At 50.8% G+C, this 21,745-nt stretch carries 20 protein-coding genes and 3 tRNA genes; 9 read left to right on the top strand and 14 right to left on the bottom strand.

Annotation, left to right across the window (positions count from 1 at the left end):
- Nucleotides 1–46: 46 nt before the first annotated feature.
- Nucleotides 47–123 (bottom strand) — tRNA-Pro (locus tag ABT58_RS07745).
- A 188-nt stretch (nucleotides 124–311) separates the two neighbouring features.
- A tRNA-Pro gene (locus ABT58_RS07740) sits at nucleotides 312–388 on the bottom strand.
- Between the two features lie 481 nt (nucleotides 389–869).
- On the opposite strand from ABT58_RS07740, the gene ABT58_RS23690 reads away from it, so the two are divergent.
- Both ABT58_RS23690 and smrA read left to right on the top strand, forming a co-directional pair.
- Entirely contained in the window at nucleotides 870–1,010 is a 141-nt protein-coding gene (locus ABT58_RS23690; protein WP_047873826.1) for a DUF3149 domain-containing protein, read from the top strand.
- Between the two features lie 125 nt (nucleotides 1,011–1,135).
- Nucleotides 1,136–1,717: a DNA endonuclease SmrA gene (gene smrA / locus ABT58_RS07730; protein WP_047873825.1), complete on the top strand. Its 582-nt coding sequence runs from the start codon at nucleotides 1,136–1,138 to the stop codon at nucleotides 1,715–1,717.
- 62 nt (nucleotides 1,718–1,779) lie between these two features.
- Here the strand turns inward: smrA and ABT58_RS07725 are convergent, their stop codons facing one another.
- The 5 genes from ABT58_RS07725 to ABT58_RS07705 form a co-directional block, all read right to left on the bottom strand.
- Nucleotides 1,780–2,394 (bottom strand): LysE family translocator, encoded by a 615-nt coding sequence (locus ABT58_RS07725; RefSeq protein WP_047873824.1) that lies wholly within the window; start codon nucleotides 2,392–2,394, stop codon nucleotides 1,780–1,782.
- 120 nt (nucleotides 2,395–2,514) lie between these two features.
- On the bottom strand, nucleotides 2,515–3,426 hold the full coding sequence (locus ABT58_RS07720) for a LysR family transcriptional regulator (RefSeq protein WP_189595485.1): 912 nt from the start codon (nucleotides 3,424–3,426) through the stop codon (nucleotides 2,515–2,517).
- Between the two features lie 79 nt (nucleotides 3,427–3,505).
- Nucleotides 3,506–3,982 carry a Cys-tRNA(Pro) deacylase gene (gene ybaK / locus ABT58_RS07715; RefSeq protein WP_047873822.1) on the bottom strand — a complete coding sequence of 159 codons (477 nt, stop codon included), beginning with the start codon at nucleotides 3,980–3,982 and terminating at the stop codon, nucleotides 3,506–3,508.
- A gap of 165 nt (nucleotides 3,983–4,147) precedes the next feature.
- Complete coding sequence (gene ushA, locus ABT58_RS07710) at nucleotides 4,148–5,821, bottom strand: bifunctional UDP-sugar hydrolase/5'-nucleotidase UshA (RefSeq protein WP_047873821.1); 1,674 nt, start codon at nucleotides 5,819–5,821, stop codon at nucleotides 4,148–4,150.
- Between the two features lie 212 nt (nucleotides 5,822–6,033).
- Nucleotides 6,034–7,395: a Na+/H+ antiporter NhaC family protein gene (locus ABT58_RS07705; protein WP_047873820.1), complete on the bottom strand. Its 1,362-nt coding sequence runs from the start codon at nucleotides 7,393–7,395 to the stop codon at nucleotides 6,034–6,036.
- A 312-nt stretch (nucleotides 7,396–7,707) separates the two neighbouring features.
- On the opposite strand from ABT58_RS07705, the gene ABT58_RS07700 reads away from it, so the two are divergent.
- A complete protein-coding gene (locus tag ABT58_RS07700) occupies nucleotides 7,708–9,591 on the top strand; it encodes a methyl-accepting chemotaxis protein (RefSeq protein WP_047873819.1) in 1,884 nt (627 codons plus the stop codon).
- A gap of 93 nt (nucleotides 9,592–9,684) precedes the next feature.
- On the opposite strand, the gene ABT58_RS07695 is transcribed toward ABT58_RS07700, so the two are convergent.
- From ABT58_RS07695 to hemA, 7 genes are all read right to left on the bottom strand, one after another.
- A complete protein-coding gene (locus ABT58_RS07695) occupies nucleotides 9,685–10,941 on the bottom strand; it encodes an aromatic amino acid transport family protein (protein WP_047873818.1) in 1,257 nt (418 codons plus the stop codon).
- Between the two features lie 337 nt (nucleotides 10,942–11,278).
- Entirely contained in the window at nucleotides 11,279–12,133 is an 855-nt protein-coding gene (kdsA, locus tag ABT58_RS07690) for a 3-deoxy-8-phosphooctulonate synthase (protein ID WP_082211018.1), read from the bottom strand.
- Nucleotides 12,134–12,161: 28 nt separating this feature from the next.
- Entirely contained in the window at nucleotides 12,162–12,974 is an 813-nt protein-coding gene (locus tag ABT58_RS07685; RefSeq protein ID WP_047873816.1) for a SirB1 family protein, read from the bottom strand.
- A 2-nt stretch (nucleotides 12,975–12,976) separates the two neighbouring features.
- Nucleotides 12,977–13,357 (bottom strand): SirB2 family protein, encoded by a 381-nt coding sequence (locus ABT58_RS07680; protein ID WP_047873828.1) that lies wholly within the window; start codon nucleotides 13,355–13,357, stop codon nucleotides 12,977–12,979.
- An 11-nt stretch (nucleotides 13,358–13,368) separates the two neighbouring features.
- Entirely contained in the window at nucleotides 13,369–14,217 is an 849-nt protein-coding gene (prmC, locus tag ABT58_RS07675) for a peptide chain release factor N(5)-glutamine methyltransferase (protein WP_047873815.1), read from the bottom strand.
- Nucleotides 14,217–15,305 carry a peptide chain release factor 1 gene (gene prfA / locus ABT58_RS07670; protein ID WP_047873814.1) on the bottom strand — a complete coding sequence of 363 codons (1,089 nt, stop codon included), beginning with the start codon at nucleotides 15,303–15,305 and terminating at the stop codon, nucleotides 14,217–14,219. The genes prmC and prfA overlap by 1 nt, the downstream gene beginning before the upstream one ends.
- A 78-nt stretch (nucleotides 15,306–15,383) precedes the next feature.
- Nucleotides 15,384–16,646 (bottom strand): glutamyl-tRNA reductase, encoded by a 1,263-nt coding sequence (hemA, locus tag ABT58_RS07665; RefSeq protein ID WP_047873813.1) that lies wholly within the window; start codon nucleotides 16,644–16,646, stop codon nucleotides 15,384–15,386.
- Nucleotides 16,647–16,891: 245 nt separating this feature from the next.
- Here hemA and lolB point away from each other — a divergent pair, with 245 nt between their 5' ends.
- From lolB to ABT58_RS07635, 6 genes are all read left to right on the top strand, one after another.
- Entirely contained in the window at nucleotides 16,892–17,524 is a 633-nt protein-coding gene (gene lolB / locus ABT58_RS07660; RefSeq protein ID WP_107205127.1) for a lipoprotein insertase outer membrane protein LolB, read from the top strand.
- 8 nt (nucleotides 17,525–17,532) lie between these two features.
- A complete protein-coding gene (ispE, locus tag ABT58_RS07655; protein ID WP_047873812.1) occupies nucleotides 17,533–18,396 on the top strand; it encodes a 4-(cytidine 5'-diphospho)-2-C-methyl-D-erythritol kinase in 864 nt (287 codons plus the stop codon).
- Nucleotides 18,397–18,428: 32 nt separating this feature from the next.
- Complete coding sequence (locus ABT58_RS07650; RefSeq protein WP_146147287.1) at nucleotides 18,429–19,376, top strand: ribose-phosphate pyrophosphokinase; 948 nt, start codon at nucleotides 18,429–18,431, stop codon at nucleotides 19,374–19,376.
- A 170-nt stretch (nucleotides 19,377–19,546) separates the two neighbouring features.
- Nucleotides 19,547–20,137 carry an aminoacyl-tRNA hydrolase gene (gene pth / locus ABT58_RS07645; protein ID WP_047873810.1) on the top strand — a complete coding sequence of 197 codons (591 nt, stop codon included), beginning with the start codon at nucleotides 19,547–19,549 and terminating at the stop codon, nucleotides 20,135–20,137.
- 81 nt (nucleotides 20,138–20,218) lie between these two features.
- Nucleotides 20,219–21,310, top strand: coding sequence for a redox-regulated ATPase YchF (gene ychF, locus ABT58_RS07640; protein ID WP_047873809.1), 1,092 nt, complete (start codon nucleotides 20,219–20,221; stop codon nucleotides 21,308–21,310).
- A 318-nt stretch (nucleotides 21,311–21,628) separates the two neighbouring features.
- A tRNA-Met gene (locus ABT58_RS07635) sits at nucleotides 21,629–21,705 on the top strand.
- The last annotated feature ends 40 nt before the right edge of the window (nucleotides 21,706–21,745 follow it).

Here is a 21,745-nt window from a genome sequence, read left to right as displayed (position 1 = left end):
TCACCGACATACATAACAGTTCTTGCAAACCACTACGTTTTAATAGTGGTCGGTGAAGAGGGATTCGAACCCCCGACCCTCTGGTCCCAAACCAGATGCGCTACCAAACTGCGCTATTCACCGACATACATAATGATTTTTGTAAACCATCACGTTTTAATTGTGGTCCGTGAAGAGGCCAATCAGGATCTACAAGGTTTTAGCAACCCCCGACCCTCTGGTCCGCCATACCCAGAACTCTGAGATGCGCTACCAAACCGATCATTCACCGACATACATAACGGTTTTTACAAACCACTACGTTTTAATAGTGGTCGGTGAAGAGGGATTCGAACCCCCGACCCTCTGGTCCCAAACCAGATGCGCTACCAAACTGCGCTATTCACCGACATACATAATGGTTCTTGTAAACCATCACGTTTAAATTGTGGTCCATGAAGAGGCTAATCAGGATCTACAAGGTTTTAGCAACCCCCGACCCTCTGGTCCGCCATACCCAGAACTCTGAGATGCGCTACCAAGCCGAACATTCACCGACATTCGTAAAAAGCTTAAAACTCTTTACTTGTCAACAGCGTTGTCACTGCTGAGGTCGCTTATATTACTCAGCAAATGAGATTTGGCAAGAGGAAAGCCCATTTTTTTTCATTTCACGCTTTAATTGCGCACAGATGCAGCACGAAAGATGAAAAAGCGATCAACCCCTCATCAACAAACACAAAGTGGACACAATGGTGACACCATTGATCCAGATCATCGTAACAAAATTGCATCATTCGATATGGTAAGTCTTATTACGCCATCGTGGATGTAACCCGTAATTAACGAACTACTCTTTACAATCAATACGTTGTGACCAAGGAGTCTCTATGGATTTTTGGCTAGACCTACTTTTCGGCAATGCTGTGGGCCTTTCTTCAATGATCGTCATCTTTGGCGCATTAGGATTAATGTTGTTTTTTGGTGGTTTCTTTATTTATAAGGCACTGTCAGCCCCATCTCCTCACTAGAGCCATTTCGCCAAGTCATGTGCTTGCACCAGGGTCAAACTTGTCGGTGTTGATCCTGGATTTATTTTTTCTCTTCCGGTGATATGGGTATAATTATCGCCATGAACACCCAACCGTAAATGCCCATGTCTGATAATGATGAACTCGATCTCTTTCGAGAAATGATGGCCGATGTGTCACCACTCCAACAAGATACCGTCACTCTCTCCGCGCAACATCAAGCGACTGAAGCACAACTTGCCCGTCGTTTAGCCGCGCAGACATTGTCTGACAGTGATCCGGAATACCTTTCTCTGGATTATGCCAAGATGCTCAAACCCGATGATATGGTCGAGTTTAAGCGTGACGGTGTGCAAGATGGTGTTTTCAGAAAGCTGCGTCTGGGTAAATATGATATTCAGGCACGTCTGGACTTACACCGCAAAACCCTGCGTGAAGCCCGAGATGAGGTACTGAACTTCTTGCGCCAATGCCAACGCATGGACATTCGTAGCGTGATCATCGTGCACGGCAAAGGAGAAAAATCTAACCCGCCTGCCTTGATGAAAAGCTATGTGGCCACCTGGCTGGAACAAATCAGCGATGTGATGTGTTTCCATTCTGCCTTGCGCCAACATGGCGGCAATGGTGCGCTGTATGTGATGCTGAAAAAAAGTCCGGAAAAGAAACTGGAAAACCGCGAACGCCACAGTAAGCGCCAAGGCTAACGCCGCAATACACACAGCATGAAAAACAAAAAAGGAGCATCATGCTCCTTTTTTCATTGCCATTACGCCTGCATCACCACACGGACCGCCAGCAAAATCAAGACGACACCCGACAGACGATCAATCAGCATGGCTTTACTGCGCAGCTTTTCCAACACACGCGGATTCGACAACACAATCGCAATCAAGGTGTACCACAAACCATCCACCAGCAATGGCGTCGCGACGATAATGGCGCGGCTGCTAAACTCGGTTCCAACCGCGACAAACTGACTAAACAGCGCTAAGAAGAACAACGCCAATTTCGGGTTCAACAGTGAGATCATCGCACCATCACGGGCGGCTTCCCATAAACTGCTCGGTTTACCGGCAGCCAATTTAGCGGCAACGCCCCCTTTTGAACGCAGTGCATTCACACCTAAATACGCCAAATAACCCGCACCGGCATAAGTGATCACATCAAATAATAACGGGGATTGCTTGAGCACCAATGCCAAACCCAGCAACGTCATTAATGCATACACACCCACACCCATAGCATGCGCGATAGAGGTAACCACCCCATGCAGGCGTCCGCCCGATAAACTGTGTTTCGCTACCACCGCTAAGCTTGGTCCCGGAGACATTGCCCCGAGCATACAAACCATTAATAACGAAAGCCAAATCGTGAAAGTCATTGCTATTCTCCTTAAGTCATGACGCTACTGTAGCAATGACGCGCTATTCGCGGAAATCAAAAGAAATCATCGTGGTAATGAATTCAGATCATAGTCCATTCATCGCTCGCTTAAGAGGGATCAAATGGAATACATGGAGTCCTGCAATACCGCCAGCACTTGCTCTCGAAACCAGCGATGAGCTGGATCGGCATCATAGCGTGGATGCCACAATAACCAATACCGATGCTCGGTCGTCACTAACGGCATGGGCTTATGTGTAAGGGGAAAATGGGCCTGCATGTTATGGGCAATGTGCTGCGGGATCACCATCAGCATTTCTGTGCGACACACAGCATTAAACGCGGCGCTGAAAAACGGCACAGATAAGCGTACCTCACGTTGTAGGCCGAGCGTTCGCAATGCGCCATCAACAAAACTGTCTTTGTCACCACCGGCAGAGACTCGGACATGGGGATAGAGGGAAAGATCACTGGCTGACAGCGCGGGGGATGAAGCTAAAGGGTGCTGATTGTGCATCACCACCACTGGGAAGTCGGCGCCGATTTGTGCCCCACACAAGCCATCCGGAATGGCGGGTAACATGGTCGAGACCAGTTGAATATTCAGCTCTGCCAATTTACCGATTTGCGCCGGCTGCCAGAGCTGATAATGCAGGTTTAATGCCGGCGCTTGCGACTGCAATTGCACCACAATGTCCGGCAAAATGTATTGTGCCACGTAATCTGACGAGGCCATCACCATGGTGCCCTGCCAATGTTCAGAGCTGAAGGACGGATCCACCAGCAAATCACTGCAATCTGCCAAGATCTGATCAATACGAGGTTTGAGCTGGCTGGCTTTCACGGTGAGCACGAGGCCATTACCTTCTCGGATCAGTAATGGGTCCACAAACATCTCGCGCAATTGCGTCAATTGGCGACTGACCGCCGATTGGGTCAGGTACAAGCGCTCTGCACTATGACTGACATGACGCTCTTCCAGCAAAATTTGCAATGTCCGCAATAAATTCAGATTGATGTGTTCCATCACAGCACCTTCGACCTCACCACTTTTTTGCCACCATAAGCTTCAACCGCCCTTAGCCCTATTAGCCACAAAGTGTAGCGTATTAAGCTTTGGCTAACGGTGCAAACTTGCCGCCTGTCAGCGCCAACAAGTCTGCCGGTGCCAACTCAATTTCAAGGCCACGACGCCCCGCGCTGACGCAGATTGTTTCAAGCTGTTCTGCACTGCTGTCCAAAAAGGTCGGTAGGCGTTTCTTCTGCCCTAACGGACTGATCCCACCCACAATGTAGCCGGTGGTTTTCTCCGCCAAATGCGGATCGGCCATGTCGGCTTTCTTACCACCTGCCGCTTTTGCCGCCGCTTTCAGATCCAGCAAACCGGCCACCGGCACAATCGCCACCGCCAGTTTTTTCGGATCGCCGTTCAATGCAAACAGCAGGGTTTTAAATACGGTTTTCGGATCCTGTCCTAATGCCTCTGCCGCTTCCAAACCAAAATTGGTATTCGCCGGATCGTGTTGATACTGGTGAATGGTGTGGGCAACTTTCTTTTTCTTCGCAAGGTCAATAGCAGGCGTCATAACAGATCCACTTCTCTATCAAAAAAGCCAATATAGCGTAAGCCGGCTCTCCCCCCCAATATAAAACTGCGTCAAAGTTAGATTGCCTAAACAAAAAAACGCCCCGATTTACCCGAGGCGTTTTCTTCACGTTTTCACTGATGCTGACGGCGATTTGTCCTCATATCAGCGGTAGGTAATTTCACCACGAGGTGCAAAGGCATTCACATCAATCGGGCTGTTGGCTTCCAAGTATTCTTTCAATACTTCCGCGTCCACAAAGCCGGTGTTCACATACCCAGGGTGATCGCTCAGTTTCGGATAACCGTCTCCCCCTGCCGCATTAAAGCTTGGCACGGTAAAACGGTATGTCTCAGCAGGATTCAGTGCCTTACCGCCAATTTTCACATCGCTCACCTGACCATTTTTCACTGTCATCGATACCCCATAGAACTGGGCATAAGCGCCTGAATCCACCGGCTTAGTCGCCACTGCATTCAGGTAGTCCTGCACTTCTGCACCAGTCATATCGATGTAAGTGACAATGTTGCCAAACGGCTGCACGGTTAGCACATCTTTATAGGTGATATCGCCACCTTCAATGGATGCGCGTACCCCACCGGAGTTCATTACCGCAAAATCGGCTTTGGCGCGCGCCATGTGTGACGCGGCGATCAAACGCCCCAAGTTGGTTTGTTCAAAACGCACCACATCGCGATCCCCTTCCAACTTACCGTTAGACTGGGCGATCTTCACGTTCAACTGTGCTTGACCTTGCTCCTGATACGGCTGCAAAAATGCTTTCACATCGGCATCTTGAGCAATTTCATCTTGAATGAACACGCGCTCTTTAGAGCCATCCGGCAAGGTCACTTTCTTCTTCAGATTTACCGGGATCAAATCGTAGCTGATCATGCGCAGCTCACCGTTTTTGAACTCAAAGTCAGCGCGGCCCACATACTTACCCCATTCATGGGCTTGTACAATCCACGTGCCGTTTTGCTGATCCGGCTGGCAAGCATCGCCAGGCTTAAAATTCTTGTTGTACAGATTCGGGCCTTCCATACACACTGGCTCTTGTGAGTGACCACCCACAATCATGTCCAATTTACCCGGCTCCATAAAGCGTGCCAATGCCACATCGCCCGGCGCATTCACCCCGCGCTGACCATCAGCATAGTGACCCATGTGGGTTGCCGCGATAATCACATCCGGCTTTTCCGTTTGCTCTAGTTCGGCGATCAGGGCTTTGGCTTCCACTTTCGGATCGCGAAACTCCACGCCACCAATGTATTCCGGGTTACCAATTTTCGCAGTGTCTTCGGTCGTCAAACCGATCACCGCAATCTTCAGCCCCTGCTGCTCAAAGATTTGGTATGGCTGGAATAAACGTTTACCGGTGGTTTTGTCATAAATGTTGGCTGACAGCATCGGGAACTCCGCCCATGCTTCTTGCTTACGCAACACCTCTAACGGGTTATCAAATTCGTGGTTACCCAATGCCATCGCATCGTAACCCAGCAGGTTCATCCCTTTAAAATCCGGCTCTGCATCCTGTAGGTCGGACTCTGGCACACCGGTATTGATGTCACCGCCCGACAACAACAATGACGTGCCCCCTTGTGCTGCAATATCTGCCCGTAGCTGATCCAGCAACGTTTTACGCGCAGCCATACCATACTCACCGTAGTTGTTGTGCCAGAAACGGCCATGGTGATCGTTGGTATGTAAAATGGTGAATTTATAGGTTTGATCAGCCTGCCAACTCGGTTGCGCTGTATCCGTCAGGCCAGCACAGCCCGTTAAGCCCGCCAAAATCGCTGCTGCTAATCCTGCTTTGATAAAAAATCGCTCAGCCATGAGTCACTTATCCCCGTTGTGTAAAAAGTGGGTTGTCATTTTTCGTCTCATTCTACGTGACAGGGAACACCCTACTAAAACCCACCCAATATTCTGTTAACGGGATCACTCTCCGGCTTGTTTTTCGTATAAAAAAAGCCCCACCGAAGTGAGGCTTTGTCCGATTCCATCGATGTCGAGACAGCTATCTCAACATTATGATTGCGCCGTCATTACGCTGTCGCGACCTTGCGCGAAGAGTGTTTCAGGAAGATGGCAACAATCGCCGAGACCGCCAAGAACACACAGTAGTAAGAGTGTGATACGACTTCGATTGGCGACAAGCTAAAGACAGAACCCAGTAGCAACGCCTGAGCGCCGTATGGCAACAAACCTTGAATGACACATGAGAAGATATCCAGCAAACTGGCTGAACGACGCGGTGTCACGCCATTTTCTTCTGCCAACTCACGGGCTACACCACCAGAAACGATAATCGCCACCGTGTTGTTAGCCGTACAGCAGTTCGTCATACTCACCAAACCGGCAATACCCAACTCGCTCGCACGCAGATTCTGGCCTTCGCTGTGTTGCTTGCTGAACACACGGATCACGCGGCTCACCAATTGCGTCAAGTACGCCAAGCCACCCTGACGGCGCATCAGCTCACCCATACCGCCGATCAGCATCGATAGCAGGAAGATTTCCTGCATGTTGCCAAAGCCCGCATAAATGTCTTTGCTGTAGGTGGTCAGATTGTAAGTTTCCGACGAGATCAGGCCAATGCCCCCTGCCAGCACAATACCCAGGCTCAGTACCACAAACACGTTCATGCCTGATACTGCCAGCACCAAGATGGTGATGTATGGCAGCACTTTCAGCCATTCAATCTGTGTGGTGGCCGGCAAATCTGTCGGTGTGCTGCTGAACAGGAACAACAACACCGCCGCCAATGCTGCCGGAAGCGCAATGCGGATGTTCTCGCGGAACTTGTCTTTCATCTGACAGCCCTGAGAGCGTGTCGCAGCGATGGTGGTATCAGAGATGATAGAAAGGTTGTCACCAAACATCGCGCCACTTAACACAACACCGGCAGTCAGTGCCACATCCATACCCGCTGTTTGGGCGATGCCCAACGCAACCGGTGCCACTGCTGCGATCGTCCCCATGGAGGTCCCCATGGCCGTCGCAATAAAGGCTGAAATCACAAAGATACCCGGCAGGATCATGCTCGCTGGCAGCATCGCCAGGCCAAGGTTCACGGTCGCATCGACGCCACCGGTCGCTTTAGCCACAGATGCAAAGGCACCCGCTAGCAAGTAAATCATACACATCGCAATGATGTCGCTATGGCCGACACCACGTAAAAATTGCTCAATGGCTTTATTCAGTTTTTCTTTACTCAGCAGAATGGCTACGACAACCGCAGGCAATACTGCAACCGGTGCAGGCAACTGATAAAAAGCAAAATCAACCCCTTGCAGGGTCAGGTAAGTCCCGACACCAATAAACAGGGTCAGGAATATTCCCAGAGGGAGTAAGGCCAATGCCGACGGCGCAGGCTCTGTTGCAGATGGTTGTGTTTTGTTCGACATGATGACTACAGGACATCTATTGTAAATTGATGGCTTAGACTAATTGTTGCTGCTATCACAGTCAACTTATAGACGTCTAAACATCTAAAAAAGATGGTCCATTCCAACCGCTTTCACTTCACCTTTTTGCATTAGATCTGCCAGAAAATGACTGATCGATTCACGCCAAAAAAACGGACAAATGTGTCTTAGATCACACTAATCTGAAAAGTGTACATACAGGTAAGGAATATCTGTCACTACTCAGTGCGAAAATTCCTACAAAACTATACTATCCAGCGCAAAATTCTCTTTAAGGATTAAAAAGAAACAATGACGCTGACTTTAAAACAAAAATTGATCGGTGCAAGCCTGTCTGCTGTAGTCATTATGGCTTCAGCCTTAACGTGGATTGCCGCAGGTCAGTTATTTGAACAAAACCGAAATGGCATTTATGCCCGTGCAGACAGTCTGGCCAAGGCAGCCAGTGTGGGCATCACCGACTGGATGGATATTCGCCGCGATATCGCTTCTGCATTTAACCCTTATAGCCAAGCGGCCGACAAAGTGCCTTACTTACAACAAGCGCGTAATGCCGGCGGCTTTGATGACATCTTTTTCGGCACACCTGCTGGTGAGATGTACCGCTCACACCCAGAACGTAACCGCGCAGATTACGACCCACGTACCCGCCCTTGGTACCGTGATGCACAAAGCGCCCGTGAGCAAATCATCACCACGGCGTACCGGGATGCGATCACGAATTCTTTGCTGATCACTATCGCAGAGCCGCTGTATAAAAACGGTAACCTGCTGGGCGTCGTCGGTGCCGATGTATTGATTGATCAACTGATCAACGACGTGATCAATCTGGATGCGGGTAAAAATGCCTACGCCATGCTGATCAACAAGCAGGACAACACTTTCCTTGCCCACCCTGATAAGTCCCTGCTACTCAAACCCCTCAACAGTCTGAGCAACGAGCTCAATATAGGCATGATTGAGAAATCTACCCAGACGGGCAGCATCGAAATTGCCCATGTGAATAATCAAGAGAAGCTGTTCTATTTCGTGAATGTACCGCACACCGACTGGGTGCTGGGCATTGAAATGGATCGCGCAACAGAAGAAGCCAGCCACGCCAGCTTGCTGCGTCAGCTGATCCTGACTTCTATCGTGATCACCCTGCTTGTCGTTGGTGCGGTCACACTATTGGTGAACTACCTGTTCCAGGATTTAACCCGCGTGTCTGACGCACTGGCAGAAATTGCCACGGGTGAAGGCGATCTGACCCAGCGTCTCGAACCTCGCAGCAATGACGAAGTCGGCCTGCTGGCACATAACTTCAACCGCTTTGTCGGCAACATGCATGCGATGGTGGTGAAACTGAACGAAGTGTCTCTGTCACTGAGTGCCCAAGCGCAGCAAACCGCGCAACAGGCAGAAGAGCGCAGCACCCGTATTCAACACCAGCAAGATGAAATCAACATGGTCGCAACCGCGATCAATGAAATGGCGGCAGCAACGCAAGAAATCGCAGGCAATGCGGACAATACTGCCCGTACTGCCGGTGAAACCGTGAATGCCTCTGAATACGGTGCCACACAGGTGAACCAGAGCCAGCAGTCAATTTCAAGCCTGGCCGGTGAAGTAGACAGCGCAACAGGTGTGATCAGCGAGCTGAATACCCACGCCCAAAGCATCAACACCATTTTGTCGACCATTCAGGGCATTGCCGAGCAGACAAACCTGCTGGCACTGAATGCGGCGATTGAAGCAGCCCGCGCCGGTGAACAAGGCCGTGGTTTTGCCGTGGTAGCCGATGAAGTGCGTATTCTGAGCCAGCGTACCCATGCGTCGACGCAAGAGATCCAGCAAATGATTGAGACCTTGCAGCAGACGACAGGCCGCGCCGTAGGCATCATGGAAGACAGCCGCCGTTTGGCTGAAACCAGCGTGGACGATGCGAACTCCGCGTCCACCAGCCTGTCGCAGATCAACAGCGCGGTGACCAATATCAGTGATATGGCGACACAAATCGCCTCTGCCGCCGAAGAGCAATCTTCTGTGACCGCAGAAATCACCCGCAATACGCAAGGGATCCGCGATGTGTCCAATGAGCTGGCACAAGAAGCCCTGACGGCCGCTCAGCAGGCTGCTGCCTTGTCTGATCTGTCTGGTCGACTACAGCAAGAGATCAACCGCTTCAAGCTGTAAGCGCTGAACGTAAAACGTTAAAACGCAAAAAGGCGATATCTTCACAGATATCGCCTTTTTTATTGTTTCGGTATTTAAAGGTCTGGCGTCACTTTACAGCAAACCGAACACAATCGCAGAAACCGCCAACACACCCATCACCAGCACGAAGTAGGTGCTTGCATGGCCACGGTACGCTTTCAGAGCATCCACTTTTAATACCGCAATCATTGGCATCAGGAACAGGATCATCGCAATCACTGGGCCAGACAACGCTTCCATCATGCCCAGAATGCTCGGGTTCATCACCGCCGCAAACCAAATCGCAAAGAACAGGAAGGCAATACCCAGCTTATCAATCGCACGTGGTGACAAAGACACCTGCTTTTGCATCATGCCATTCAGGCTTTCACGTGCGCCCATGAAGTGGCCCAGGAACGACGATGAAATCGCAATAAAGGCAATGAATGGGCCCAACAGCGCAATGAACGGGCTGTCATAGATGTTTGCCAGGTAAGACAACACAGACACGTTTTGCTGTTTCGCTTCCTGCAGCTGCTCCGGCGTCAGACTCAGGACACACGAGAACACAAAGAACAGCACAAAAGCGATCAGCATGATAGACGTACGCTTAAGGATTTGCTCTGACTTCACGTCAGCCTGCTTACCGTAGTGACGACGCTGAACATGCACAAAGCTCGAAATCGCCGCCGCATGGCTGAAGGCAAAAACCGATACCGGGATAGCTAACCACAGTGACAAAGTAAAGTCCGGCACGCTCATGCCCAGAGACAGATCAGGCCACTGCCAGCTTGGGATCAGGTAGAAAGACAAACCCGCCAGAATCGCCGCTAATGGGTAAACGATAATTTCAAAGGCACGCAGCATCACACGCTCACCCGCCATCATCACCGCAATCATCAAAAATACCAGCAGACCCGACAGCGCAATACGTGACGGACTTTCCCAGCCCAGCTGGTTCACGATGAAGCTGTCCACGGTGTTAGTCAGGCCCACACCGTAGATCAACAGAATGGGGAAAATTGACAGGAAGTACAGCAAAGAGATCATACGACCGGCTTTCTGGCCAAAATGCTCTTCCACCACATCGGTGAAATCCGATTCAGGACGTGAAGACGACAGCACAAAACGCGCCAGACCACGGTGGGCAAAATAGGTCATCGGACCGGCCAGCAATGCCATGATCACCATCGACCAGAAGCCGCCCATACCAATGTTGATTGGCAAGAAAAGGATCCCGGCACCGACCGCCGTCCCGAAGAGACTCAGCATCCAACTTGTATCGTGCTTGTTCCAGCGCGTCGTTTGCGGTGTTTCGCAAACCGGCTGAGTTTCTTGAGATAATGACACGTGACCACCTAGCTATACAAAATAATAATCGGTGGTGAGTATGCATAGACAGAATGAAATACTCAAAACGCGGCAGGCAGACTTCTGACTTGATAGCCATGAACAGGCAGGGTGTAAAAACCATGTCTTTCTTAAAAAGACAGATATAAATACAAATTAAAAACACAAGAACAGAATAAATCACTAAAATTTTAGTTTTTGCGTTTTTTTATAAAAGAAGAGAAATCGCTTAATAAAACAACACCCCGATGATTGCTCACCGGGGTGTTATGCATTTTTTTGCTTAGTATCGCGGCCATTCCGTGAGGAACACTGAAGGACGGCGCACAAGCGGCGATCAGTTAATTTCGATAGGATCGAAACCTTTGATCAAATCATCGAGCTGCTTCAGCTGACGCAAGAATGGCTCCAGCTTATCCAATGGGAATGCAGATGGACCATCACAACGCGCTTGATCTGGCGTTGGGTGCGCTTCCATGAACAAGCCCGCAATACCGGTTGCCAGACCTGAACGTGCAAGGTCAACCGTCTGCTCACGACGACCGCCTGATGCAGCACCGTTCGCTTCACGGCACTGCAGTGCGTGTGTCACGTCAAAAATAATTGGGCTGCCTTTTGACGCCTTCTTCATCACGTCAAAACCTAGCATGTCCACAATCAGGTTGTCGTAACCGTGCAACACACCACGCTCACACAAAATGATGTTGTCGTTACCACATTCAGCAAACTTCTCTACGATGTTGCCGACTTGGCCTGGGCTCATGAACTGTGGTTTCTTCACGTTGATCACAGCACCGGTTTTTGCCATCGCTTCCACCAAGTCAGTCTGGCGCGCAAGGAAAGCCGGTAGCTGGATCACGTCAACCACGTCAGCGACAGGCTGCGCCTGGTACTGCTCGTGAATATCCGTGATGATTTTCACGCCGAAGGTGTCTTTCAGCTCTTGGAAGATCTTCAGGCCTTCTTCCATACCCGGACCACGGTATGAATGCACAGAAGAGCGGTTCGCCTTGTCAAAAGACGCCTTAAAGACATAAGGGATACCCAGTTTGTCCGTCACTTCTACGTACTTTTCACAGATCTGCATCGCCAAATCACGTGATTCCAGTACGTTCATGCCACCAAACAGGACGAAGGGCTTGTCATTGGCAACGTCAATATCGCCAACGCGAACAACTTTTTGTTCCATCATCTTCTCTCTTAGATTGTCATCGCCGCTATCAGTGGAAAACCAGCGGCGCTTTGTTGAGCTCTTCCACCTGAATCTTCAACAGCTCTGCTGCCGGATCTTCAGGACATTGCTCGATAAAATATTCGTAGTCCATGACTGCAGCATGACTGCAATCCAACTGTTGATAAATATAGCCACGATCGCGGATTTCATGGGGATCGCCTGGACGAAAGGCATCGAGGACCACGTCACTGCAACGCAATGCTTCAGCAAACTGGCCTTCTCGCAGCAAGGCGCTTTTCATCACCGTCAGCCAACGAGCCAGAATATCGATATGCTCGGCGGTCTCGAAATACTCATCCCGCAATTCGGTAAACGGGCCATGGTGACCTTTCAGCCATGCGCTCATCATGTGCTGACTCAGGTACTCACCGTCAAACGGGTTAATGTACTGAGTCTGGCCGTTAAACCATTCTACCTTAAGAACAAATTGGGTCGGAAAACCCACGCCGTACACCGGCAAGTCCAGACGTTCTGCCAGAAACAGAAAAATCGAACCCAGGCTGACAGGGATCCCTTTCTTGCGCTCTAACACGCGATCCAGGTAGATGTTATCGGCAGAAAAATACTGCTCGTGATCGCCCTTAAACCCCCATTCACGGTAGAACAGGCGGATCAATCCTTCAAGACGCAGCTCGGCATTCGGTTCATCCATCAGTGCCTGCTCCGCTTCGTCAGCCAGACGCGACAATTGCAAGCGCACCCATGCGCCCGGAAAGCTTGGCTCAACCATTTCGGTCATCAGCACAGCGCCCTCAACCAGCGGCATGTCATCCCATTCTTGTTCGGTAAAATGTAACATGATTAACCCAGAAACGGTGTTTTGGTCACGGCAATCTTAGCGGCGGCCAGCAACCAGCCCAGCGCACCAAGAAATGCAAAGGTTTTGAACACTTTATTGCTGCCCATTTTCAGGGTAAAGAAGCCCAGTGCAATATAAGCCAGCACACAACTTAGCTTTTGTGTCAGCCAAGAACCGGCTTCCGTAAACGGCATAAAGCCGGTGATGAAAATCAGCGCGATACCGGTCAATAGCAGCACGGTATCCACGATGTGCGGGGTGATTTTCAAAAACTTTTTGTCGTTCAACGGCGAGTTCGCCATCATCAGGATGTAACGTACGACAAAAAGCAGCACGCTCAAGGCAATCGCGACGAGGTGCAGGTGTTTCATTGCAAAATACATATTCATGATTTTTATCCTTGCCAACAGCCCATCGTGACACGATCCAGGCCTGCATAATCCTGTGCGGTAGACACCTGCTGGTAGCCTAACGCATGTAAAATTTCTCGCACTGCCGGCCCTTGTTCAAAGCCGTGCTCCATCAACAGCCACCCGCCAGTGTGCAGATGTTGACGCCCCTGCTCACTGATGATGCGAATATCGGCTAAGCCATTGTCGTCCGCCACCAGCGCACTCTTTGGCTCAAAACGTACATCACCTTGGTCAAGGTGCGGGTCAGCTTCGTCAATGTAAGGTGGGTTACTGACGATAACCGCAAAACGCTCATCCGCCGTCAGCGGGCTGTACCAGCTGCCAGACAAAAAGCGGGCATTGGCAATATGGAGTGTCGAACGGTTTTCTTCCGCTAACGCGGCGGCTTCCGGACGCAGGTCGATCCCGGTCACGGCGATGTCGCGGCGCTCTGAGGCCAAGGCCAGTGCAATCGCACCGGTACCGGTACCCAGATCCAGCACGTCACACGCACCAGCCGGGATTTTATCCAGTGCCAGTTCCACCAAACGTTCGGTATCCGGACGCGGGATCAACGTATGAGGGGCCACTTTCAATGGCAATGACCAAAACTCACGCTCACCGATGATATAAGCCACCGGCTCACCTTGTAGACGGCGGGCCATCACAGCCTCAAACGCGGCCAGTTGGGCATCGTCCAGGGCTTTTTCCGGCCAGGTCAGCAGGTAACTGCGAGGCTTGTCGAGCACATGGCACAACAGTACGGCGGCATCAATGTGCGGGCTCTCGGAGCCCGCTGCATTCAATTGCTCCACCGCACGCTTTAATTGGGCGTCAATGGAACTCGTCATTAGTGTTGCTCAGCCATCGCTGCCAGCTGATCGGCCTGGTGTTCTTGGATCACCGGCTGGATCAGGCTGTTCATATCACCTTCCATCACCTCATTCAGACGGTAGATAGTCAGGTTGATACGGTGATCCGATACACGGCCCTGTGGGTAGTTGTAAGTACGGATACGGTCTGAACGATCACCCGAACCCAACAGGTTACGACGCGTGCTCGCTTCTTCTGCGTGACGCTTCTCTTCTTCTGCCTGAATAATACGCGCAGCCAGTACCGCCATCGCTTTGGCTTTGTTCTTATGCTGTGAACGTTCGTCCTGACATTCCACCACAATACCGGTTGGCAAGTGGGTAATACGGATCGCAGAGTCAGTGGTGTTAACGTGCTGACCACCCGCGCCTGATGCACGGAAGGTATCGATTTTCAGATCGCCTGCGTTAATTTCTGGAATTTCCGCTTCTGGGATCTCTGGCAGTACCGCCACAGTACATGCAGAAGTGTGAACACGGCCCTGTGATTCTGTCGCCGGCACACGCTGTACACGGTGACCGCCTGACTCAAACTTCAGAGTACCATAAACCGCTTCACCGCTGATCTTGGCGATCATTTCTTTATAGCCGCCCTGCTCAGAGCGGTTTTCGCTCATCACTTCCACACGCCAGCCACGCGATTCTGCGAACTTGCTGTACATACGGAACAAGTCACCGGCAAAGATACCCGCTTCGTCACCGCCCGCACCGGCACGGATTTCCACGAAACAGTTACGTTCGTCGTTTGGATCTTTCGGGATCAGTAGAACCTGAAGCTCGTCTTCCAGACGTTCGATTTCAACTTTCGCTTCCTTCACTTCTTCCTGCGCCATTTCGCGCATTTCAGGATCGTCTTCAGTGGCCATTTCCTCGGCCGTCGCCAAGTTTTCCTTCGCCTGCTGGTAAGCCTGGAAACATTGGGTCACTTCCTCCAGTTGTGAATATTCACGGGAAAGCGCGCGGAACTTGTCCTGATCGCCAATCACCCCTGGATCACTCAGCAGGTGCTGGACTTCTTCATAACGCTCAACCAGCGTTTCTAATTTCACTAAAATTGAAGGTTTCATATGGATTTCTACTGGGTTCCACTAAGGGCAGAAAACGCTTTTCTGCCGGTATGATGATAAATAACAGCGGGGCTTACGTTAGCTTTTAAGCGCATCCAGCCCCAAGGTTTCACGGATCACAGCCAGCTTTTCCGGTTCACCATTATGGGCCGCCTGCTGCATGGCACGGGTTGGCGCGTGGATCAGTTTGTTGGTCAGCTTGTTCCCAAGCTCAATCAACACTTTCTCTGGATCCCCGCCATTGGCCAGCGCCTGTAAGCTGCGTGCTAACATGTCCGCTTTAATGGCATCAGCCTGACAACGGTATTCACGAATGCTGTCGACCGCTTCCAGCGAACGCACCCAACTCATGAATGCGGCGCTTTCTTCGCTCACAATCGCTTCGGCCTGAATCGCCGCGACTTTCCGTTGCTCTCGGTTTTTTTCTACGATGCTGTGCAGATCGTCCACGCTGTACAAGTACGCGTCGCGGATCTCGCCCACCTCTTGCTCAATATCCCGTGGCACCGCAATGTCCACCAGCAACATTGGCTGGTAACGGCGGGCTTTGATCGCTTTTTCCACCATGCCTTTGCCGATAATTGGCAGCGGACTGGCGGTGGAGCTGATCACGATGTCAGCACGATGCAAATGTTCAGGGATCTCCGGCAAACTGATCACCTCAGCGCCAAACTCGCGCGCTAAGTTCTCGGCACGTTCCTTCGTTCGGTTAGCCACAATCAATCGGTTACAACCTTGTTCAACCAGATGACGCGATACGAGCTCGATGGTTTCGCCCGCGCCCACCAGCAACACGGTTGCCTCAGACAATGATTCAAAAATTTGTTTTGCCAGTGTACACGCAGCAAAAGCGACAGAAACGGCATTACCGCCAATGTCGGTTTCGGTGCGTACACGCTTAGCAACAGTAAAAGTTTTGTGGAACAGTTTTTCTAACATGCCGTGGACAATGTGGCGCTCACGGGCATCTGAGTAAGATTGTTTCACCTGGCCTAAGATCTGGGGCTCGCCCAGTACCAGTGAATCCAATCCACATGAGACGCGCATAAGATGACGCACTGCCGCCTGTTCCTCATGGAAATACAGGCTCGGCATCAGCTCTTCTGTACTGATATTGTGAAACTGTGTCAGCCAGTCGATCATGATACCGGGGCCTGACTGAGTAATGTCACAATACAGCTCTGTACGGTTACAGGTCGACACAATCACCCCACTGTTAATGTCGGGGTGTGCCGCTAATTCGGCCAGTGCCTGCTCCATCTTTTCTGGCGAAAACGCAACCCGTTCACGCAAGTCCACAGAGGCTGTTTTATGGTTGATTCCTAGTGCAAGCAATGTCATGGAGACGGTGTACCACTTCGCCGATGAAAAAAGGTTTAAGGGCGGATTTTACTTGATGCCCCAACTTAATTAAAGAACGCAGATCCAATCAATATGGCATAACTCAGTAATTGTTGTGGTTTCTTCCCCTGCCACATGGCTGAGAAACCCACACAAATCCCTGTTCGATTCGCATCAAGATATTGGAAATCTGGCGCTTTTACCGCTATTGTTTGGCGACAAACTCTGATGAATAAGTGATGCTGATGACGCTATCTTTCCGGCGCTCCCTGCGCGCACCGCTCGCTGCCAAACGCCGTTTTTACCTGTTTCCTGTCCTTCTGACACTGCTCAGCGGGTGTGCTACCCAGCAACCGACCGAGCGCCCTACCCAATGGAATGCGCACGAACAGGCACTGCGCCAACTCGATCACTATCAAGCCAAAGGCAAGCTCGGCTACAAAGGTCAGCAACGCTTTGGCGCCAACTTGTTGTGGGAAACCACAGCCAGCCATGATCACCTGCTACTGACCAACTTTTTAGGGAGCACCTTGCTCAAGCTGGATGCCCGTCCATCGCAGGTCACGCTGATCAATAACGAAGGCAAAACCTTTCAGGGCGTCAATGCCGATCAACTGGTGCAGCAACTGACCGGGATCGACCTGCCGGTAACCCAAATGCGCGACTGGCTGATTGGCCTGCCGACAGCTGCAGATACCTTCCAGCTGAACAACAATGGTCGCGTGAGCTATCTGGCAAAACAAATCAACGATAAACTGTGGCAGCTTGATTATAACGAGTACGATTACTCGACCACGCCCGCCCTGCCAAAACGCATGGTACTGAGCACCACTGGCGTGAGCATTACCCTTGTTATCCACTCCTGGTCTATCAACTAGAGCGCACTATGATCACCCGCACGACACACTGGCCGGCACCGGCAAAACTGAACCTGTTTCTTTACATCACCGGCCGCCGCCCTGATGGTTACCACGAGCTGCAAACCCTGTTCCAGTTTCTGGATCACAGCGACACGTTGACGATCACCGCCAATGCCAGCAACGACATTCGCCTGACGCCCGCCATTGAAGGGGTCGCCACAGAAGATAACCTGATCTACCGCGCGGCAGATCTGCTGCGCCGTGAAGCGGGCATTCAGGCCGGTGCCGATATCCATATTGATAAGATTTTACCCATGGGCGGAGGTCTGGGCGGCGGTTCTTCTGATGCGGCGACCACGCTGGTTGCCCTGAACTATTTGTGGCAAACCCACCTCAGTGTCGACACGCTGGCAGAGCTAGGGTTGCGTTTGGGCGCGGATGTGCCGGTTTTTGTCCGTGGCGTGAGTGCATTTGCAGAAGGCGTGGGCGAGAAATTGCAGCCAGCGATGCCGGAAGAAAAGTGGTATCTGGTGGTAAAACCTGAGGTAAATATCGCCACTGTTGATATTTTCACCCATCCTGAGCTGAAACGTGACAGTGAAAAAAGGCCGCTAAACGCACTAATGACGGGGGTTTACGAAAACGATTGCGAAAAAATCGTCAGATCACTGCACCCCGAGGTTGATAAGGCACTTTCGTGGCTGTTAGAATACGCGCCGTCAAGATTGACTGGCACTGGTGCTTGTGTGTTCGCCGAATTTAGCACTCAACAAGACGCCATTGCAATACTGAATACTTTACCTAACTGGCTACACGGATTTGTCGCAAAAGGTGTCAACACATCTCCTCTTTTGACAGCCTTGAGCACACATTCAACGGATAGTCAGTAAATACAACTTGGACGCAACCTGAGGTTTCCACCGTGCCTGATATGAAGCTGTTTGCTGGTAACGCGACACCAGAACTAGCGCAACGCATTGCTGATCGTCTTTACATTTCTCTAGGCGACGCAACAGTTAACCGTTTTTCCGACGGTGAAGTCTGCGTTCAGATTAATGAAAACGTTCGTGGTAGCGACGTATTTATCATTCAATCTACTTGTGCACCGACAAACGACAACCTAATGGAATTGGTTGTAATGATTGATGCGCTTCGCCGTGCTTCTGCAGGCCGTATCACTGCTGTTATCCCTTACTTCGGTTACGCTCGCCAAGACCGCCGCGTACGTTCTGCACGTGTGCCAATCACGGCGAAAGTGGTTGCTGACTTCCTATCAAACGTGGGTGTTGACCGCGTTCTGACTGTTGACCTGCACGCTGAGCAGATCCAAGGCTTCTTCGACGTACCAGTAGACAACGTATTCGGTAGCCCAGTGCTGCTAGAAGACATGCTGGCGAAAAACCTGGAAGATCCAGTGGTTGTTTCTCCAGACATCGGTGGTGTTGTACGTGCACGTGCTATCGCTAAGCTACTTGACGACACTGACATCGCGATCATCGACAAGCGTCGTCCACGCGCAAACGTGTCTCAGGTTATGCACCTAATTGGTGACGTTGAAGGCCGTGACTGTATCATCGTTGATGACATGATCGACACCGGCGGCACACTATGTAAAGCGGCTGAAGCTCTGAAAGAGCGCGGCGCGAAGCGTGTATTTGCTTACGCAACGCACCCAGTATTCTCAGGCAGCGCTCCTCAGAACATCCGTGAATCAGTGATTGATGAAGTGATTGTCACTGACTCTATCCCACTGACTGACGAAATCGTTGCAACCGGTAAAGTGTCTGTACTGACGCTATCTGGCATGCTGGCAGAAGCAATCCGCCGCATCAGCAACGAAGAGTCAATCTCTGCGATGTTCCAGCACTAATCGCTGACTCGGTTACACGAAAAAACGCCCCGCCTTGTGCGGGGCGTTTTTCATTCTGCGACGCTCTGCACCCTGCCCTGCCGCTGGTGCGCAGGGGTTAGGATATCAATTGCGCCACTTTTGGTATAACATAGCGCGCGTTTTAAGCCCCTAAGACTTGAGAGATTAGCGTGAGTAACAACATTCGCCTATTAGTCGGCCTGGCCAATCCCGGTGCCGAGTATGCTAAAACCCGCCACAATGCGGGGGCATGGGTGGTTGAAGAACTGGCCCGTGCACACAACATTAGCCTACGAGAAGAATCAAAATACTTTGGCCAAACCGGCCGGATCGTTGCCAATGGCCAAGATCTTCGCTTATTGATCCCGTCCACGTACATGAACCTTTCCGGTAAGTCCGTGGCTGCCCTGGCTAACTTCTTCCAGATCAAGCCAGAAGAGATCTTAGTGGCACACGATGAGCTCGACCTGCCTCCGGGTGTTGCCAAATTCAAAAAAGGCGGCGGCCATGGCGGCCACAACGGGTTGCGCGATATCATCAGCAAAATGGGCAATAACAAAGACTTCTACCGCCTGCGTATCGGTATTGGTCACCCTGGCGACAAAAACAAAGTGGCCGGGTTTGTGCTTGGCAAAGCGCCTGCGAAAGAACAAGAGCTGATTGATGCAGCGGTTGATGAAGCGGTGCGCTGCATGGATATTTTGTTGAAAGACGGCTTAAGCAAAGCACAAAATCGACTACATTCATTCAAAGCAGAATAATTGTAGCCAACCACGAATTCATCTTTTCGGCCCTCTCGGCCGAACTGTTTCACCGAACAATTACCAAAAGGGTTTCACACCATGGGTTTTAAATGCGGAATCGTCGGCTTGCCAAACGTCGGCAAGTCAACACTATTCAACGCGCTGACCAAAGCCGGTATCGAGGCAGCGAACTTCCCGTTCTGTACTATCGAGCCAAACACTGGCGTTGTACCAGTGCCGGATCTTCGTCTAGACGCACTGGCTGAAATTGTTAAGCCTGAGCGTATCCTGCCAACAACCATGGAGTTTGTTGATATCGCTGGCCTAGTGGCGGGTGCATCACGTGGTGAAGGTCTGGGTAACAAGTTCCTAGCAAACATCCGTGAAACTGATGCGATCGGTCACGTGGTACGTTGTTTTGAAAACGACAACATCATTCACGTTGCTGGTAAGATCAACCCACTTGCAGATATCGAAGTGATCAACCTAGAGCTTGCTCTGGCTGACCTTGATACCTGTGAGCGTGCGATCCAGCGTTTGGCGAAGCGTGCAAAAGGCGGTGATAACGATGCGAAATTCGAAATCAAAGTCCTAGAAAAAATGCTGCCAGTACTGACTGAAGGTGGCATGGCGCGTTCTGTTGAACTAAGCAAAGAAGAAGCAGCCGCTATCGGTTACCTGAACTTCCTAACGCTAAAACCAACCATGTACATCGCTAACGTTAGCGAAGACGGTTTCGAAGATAACGAATTCCTAGACATGGTGCGTGAGTACGCAGAAAAAGAAAACGCAGTTGTTGTACCTGTATGTGCGGCGATTGAATCTGAAATCGCTGAGCTGGATGACGCGGACCGTGAAGAGTTCCTGTCTGACATGGGTATCGAAGAGCCGGGCCTAAACCGTGTGATCCGTTCAGGTTACGAACTGCTTTGCCTACAAACTTACTTCACCGCTGGCGTGAAAGAAGTACGTGCATGGACTATCCCTGTTGGTGCAACCGCGCCACAAGCAGCAGGTAAGATCCACACTGACTTCGAGAAAGGCTTCATCCGTGCAGAAGTCGTGGGTTACGACAACTTCATCGAATACCGTGGCGAGAACGGTGCGAAAGATGCAGGTAAATGGCGTCTGGAAGGTAAAGAATACATCGTACAAGACGGCGATGTGGTTCACTTCCGCTTTAACGTATAAGCCGTTTCGCTCAATTTCTCACCATTTGAGTCTATAAATTCCATAAGCCAGCCCTCCCGCTGGCTTATTTTTTATCAAGCTTTTATCTGCATCACATTTCTTCCCCTCACCGCCACCCCTTAATCTGTCTAGGTTTTGGCCAGCAAAATACAAAGTTAGCATGGCATTCGCCCAGTTCGTCCAAATAAGCGCCGAACAAGCGGGTTTTCTCAAGATATTAAAAAAAACTGTTGACGCTTTTGGCTGGTATGAGCATAATGCGCCCCGTTCCCGAGACGACAGCCACTAAGGCAAACGGCTTGGAGAACGAAACAAATTGGCTACGTAGCTCAGTTGGTTAGAGCACATCACTCATAATGATGGGGTCACAGGTTCGAATCCCGTCGTAGCCACCATTCTCCTTCTTAGTAAGGTGAATACAATTTGCGGAAGTGG

It is taken from the genome of Photobacterium aphoticum (genome assembly GCF_001029435.1).
Lineage (GTDB): Bacteria > Pseudomonadota > Gammaproteobacteria > Enterobacterales > Vibrionaceae > Photobacterium > Photobacterium aphoticum.
The sequence above is the reverse complement of the archived record's forward strand: the minus strand, read 5'-3'. Positions and strand labels throughout refer to the sequence as shown.

Excerpts from the sequence above, each read along its gene's own strand:
- smrA (WP_047873825.1), top strand. The coding sequence starts at position 1,136 with ATGTCTGATAATGATGAACTCGATCTCTTTCGAGAAATGATGGCCGAT.
- ispE (WP_047873812.1), top strand. The coding sequence starts at position 17,533 with ATGATCACCCGCACGACACACTGGCCGGCACCGGCAAAACTGAACCTG.
- ABT58_RS07700 (WP_047873819.1), top strand. The coding sequence starts at position 7,708 with ATGACGCTGACTTTAAAACAAAAATTGATCGGTGCAAGCCTGTCTGCT.
- ychF (WP_047873809.1), top strand. The coding sequence starts at position 20,219 with ATGGGTTTTAAATGCGGAATCGTCGGCTTGCCAAACGTCGGCAAGTCA.
- prmC (WP_047873815.1), bottom strand. The coding sequence starts at position 14,217 with ATGACGAGTTCCATTGACGCCCAATTAAAGCGTGCGGTGGAGCAATTG.
- ybaK (WP_047873822.1), bottom strand. The coding sequence starts at position 3,982 with ATGACGCCTGCTATTGACCTTGCGAAGAAAAAGAAAGTTGCCCACACC.
- ABT58_RS07705 (WP_047873820.1), bottom strand. The coding sequence starts at position 7,395 with ATGTCGAACAAAACACAACCATCTGCAACAGAGCCTGCGCCGTCGGCA.
- ABT58_RS07725 (WP_047873824.1), bottom strand. The coding sequence starts at position 2,394 with ATGACTTTCACGATTTGGCTTTCGTTATTAATGGTTTGTATGCTCGGG.
- hemA (WP_047873813.1), bottom strand. The coding sequence starts at position 16,646 with ATGACATTGCTTGCACTAGGAATCAACCATAAAACAGCCTCTGTGGAC.
- ABT58_RS23690 (WP_047873826.1), top strand. The coding sequence starts at position 870 with ATGGATTTTTGGCTAGACCTACTTTTCGGCAATGCTGTGGGCCTTTCT.
- prfA (WP_047873814.1), bottom strand. The coding sequence starts at position 15,305 with ATGAAACCTTCAATTTTAGTGAAATTAGAAACGCTGGTTGAGCGTTAT.
- ABT58_RS07685 (WP_047873816.1), bottom strand. The coding sequence starts at position 12,974 with ATGTTACATTTTACCGAACAAGAATGGGATGACATGCCGCTGGTTGAG.
- kdsA (WP_082211018.1), bottom strand. The coding sequence starts at position 12,133 with ATGATGGAACAAAAAGTTGTTCGCGTTGGCGATATTGACGTTGCCAAT.
- lolB (WP_107205127.1), top strand. The coding sequence starts at position 16,892 with ATGACGCTATCTTTCCGGCGCTCCCTGCGCGCACCGCTCGCTGCCAAA.
- ABT58_RS07680 (WP_047873828.1), bottom strand. The coding sequence starts at position 13,357 with ATGTATTTTGCAATGAAACACCTGCACCTCGTCGCGATTGCCTTGAGC.
- ushA (WP_047873821.1), bottom strand. The coding sequence starts at position 5,821 with ATGGCTGAGCGATTTTTTATCAAAGCAGGATTAGCAGCAGCGATTTTG.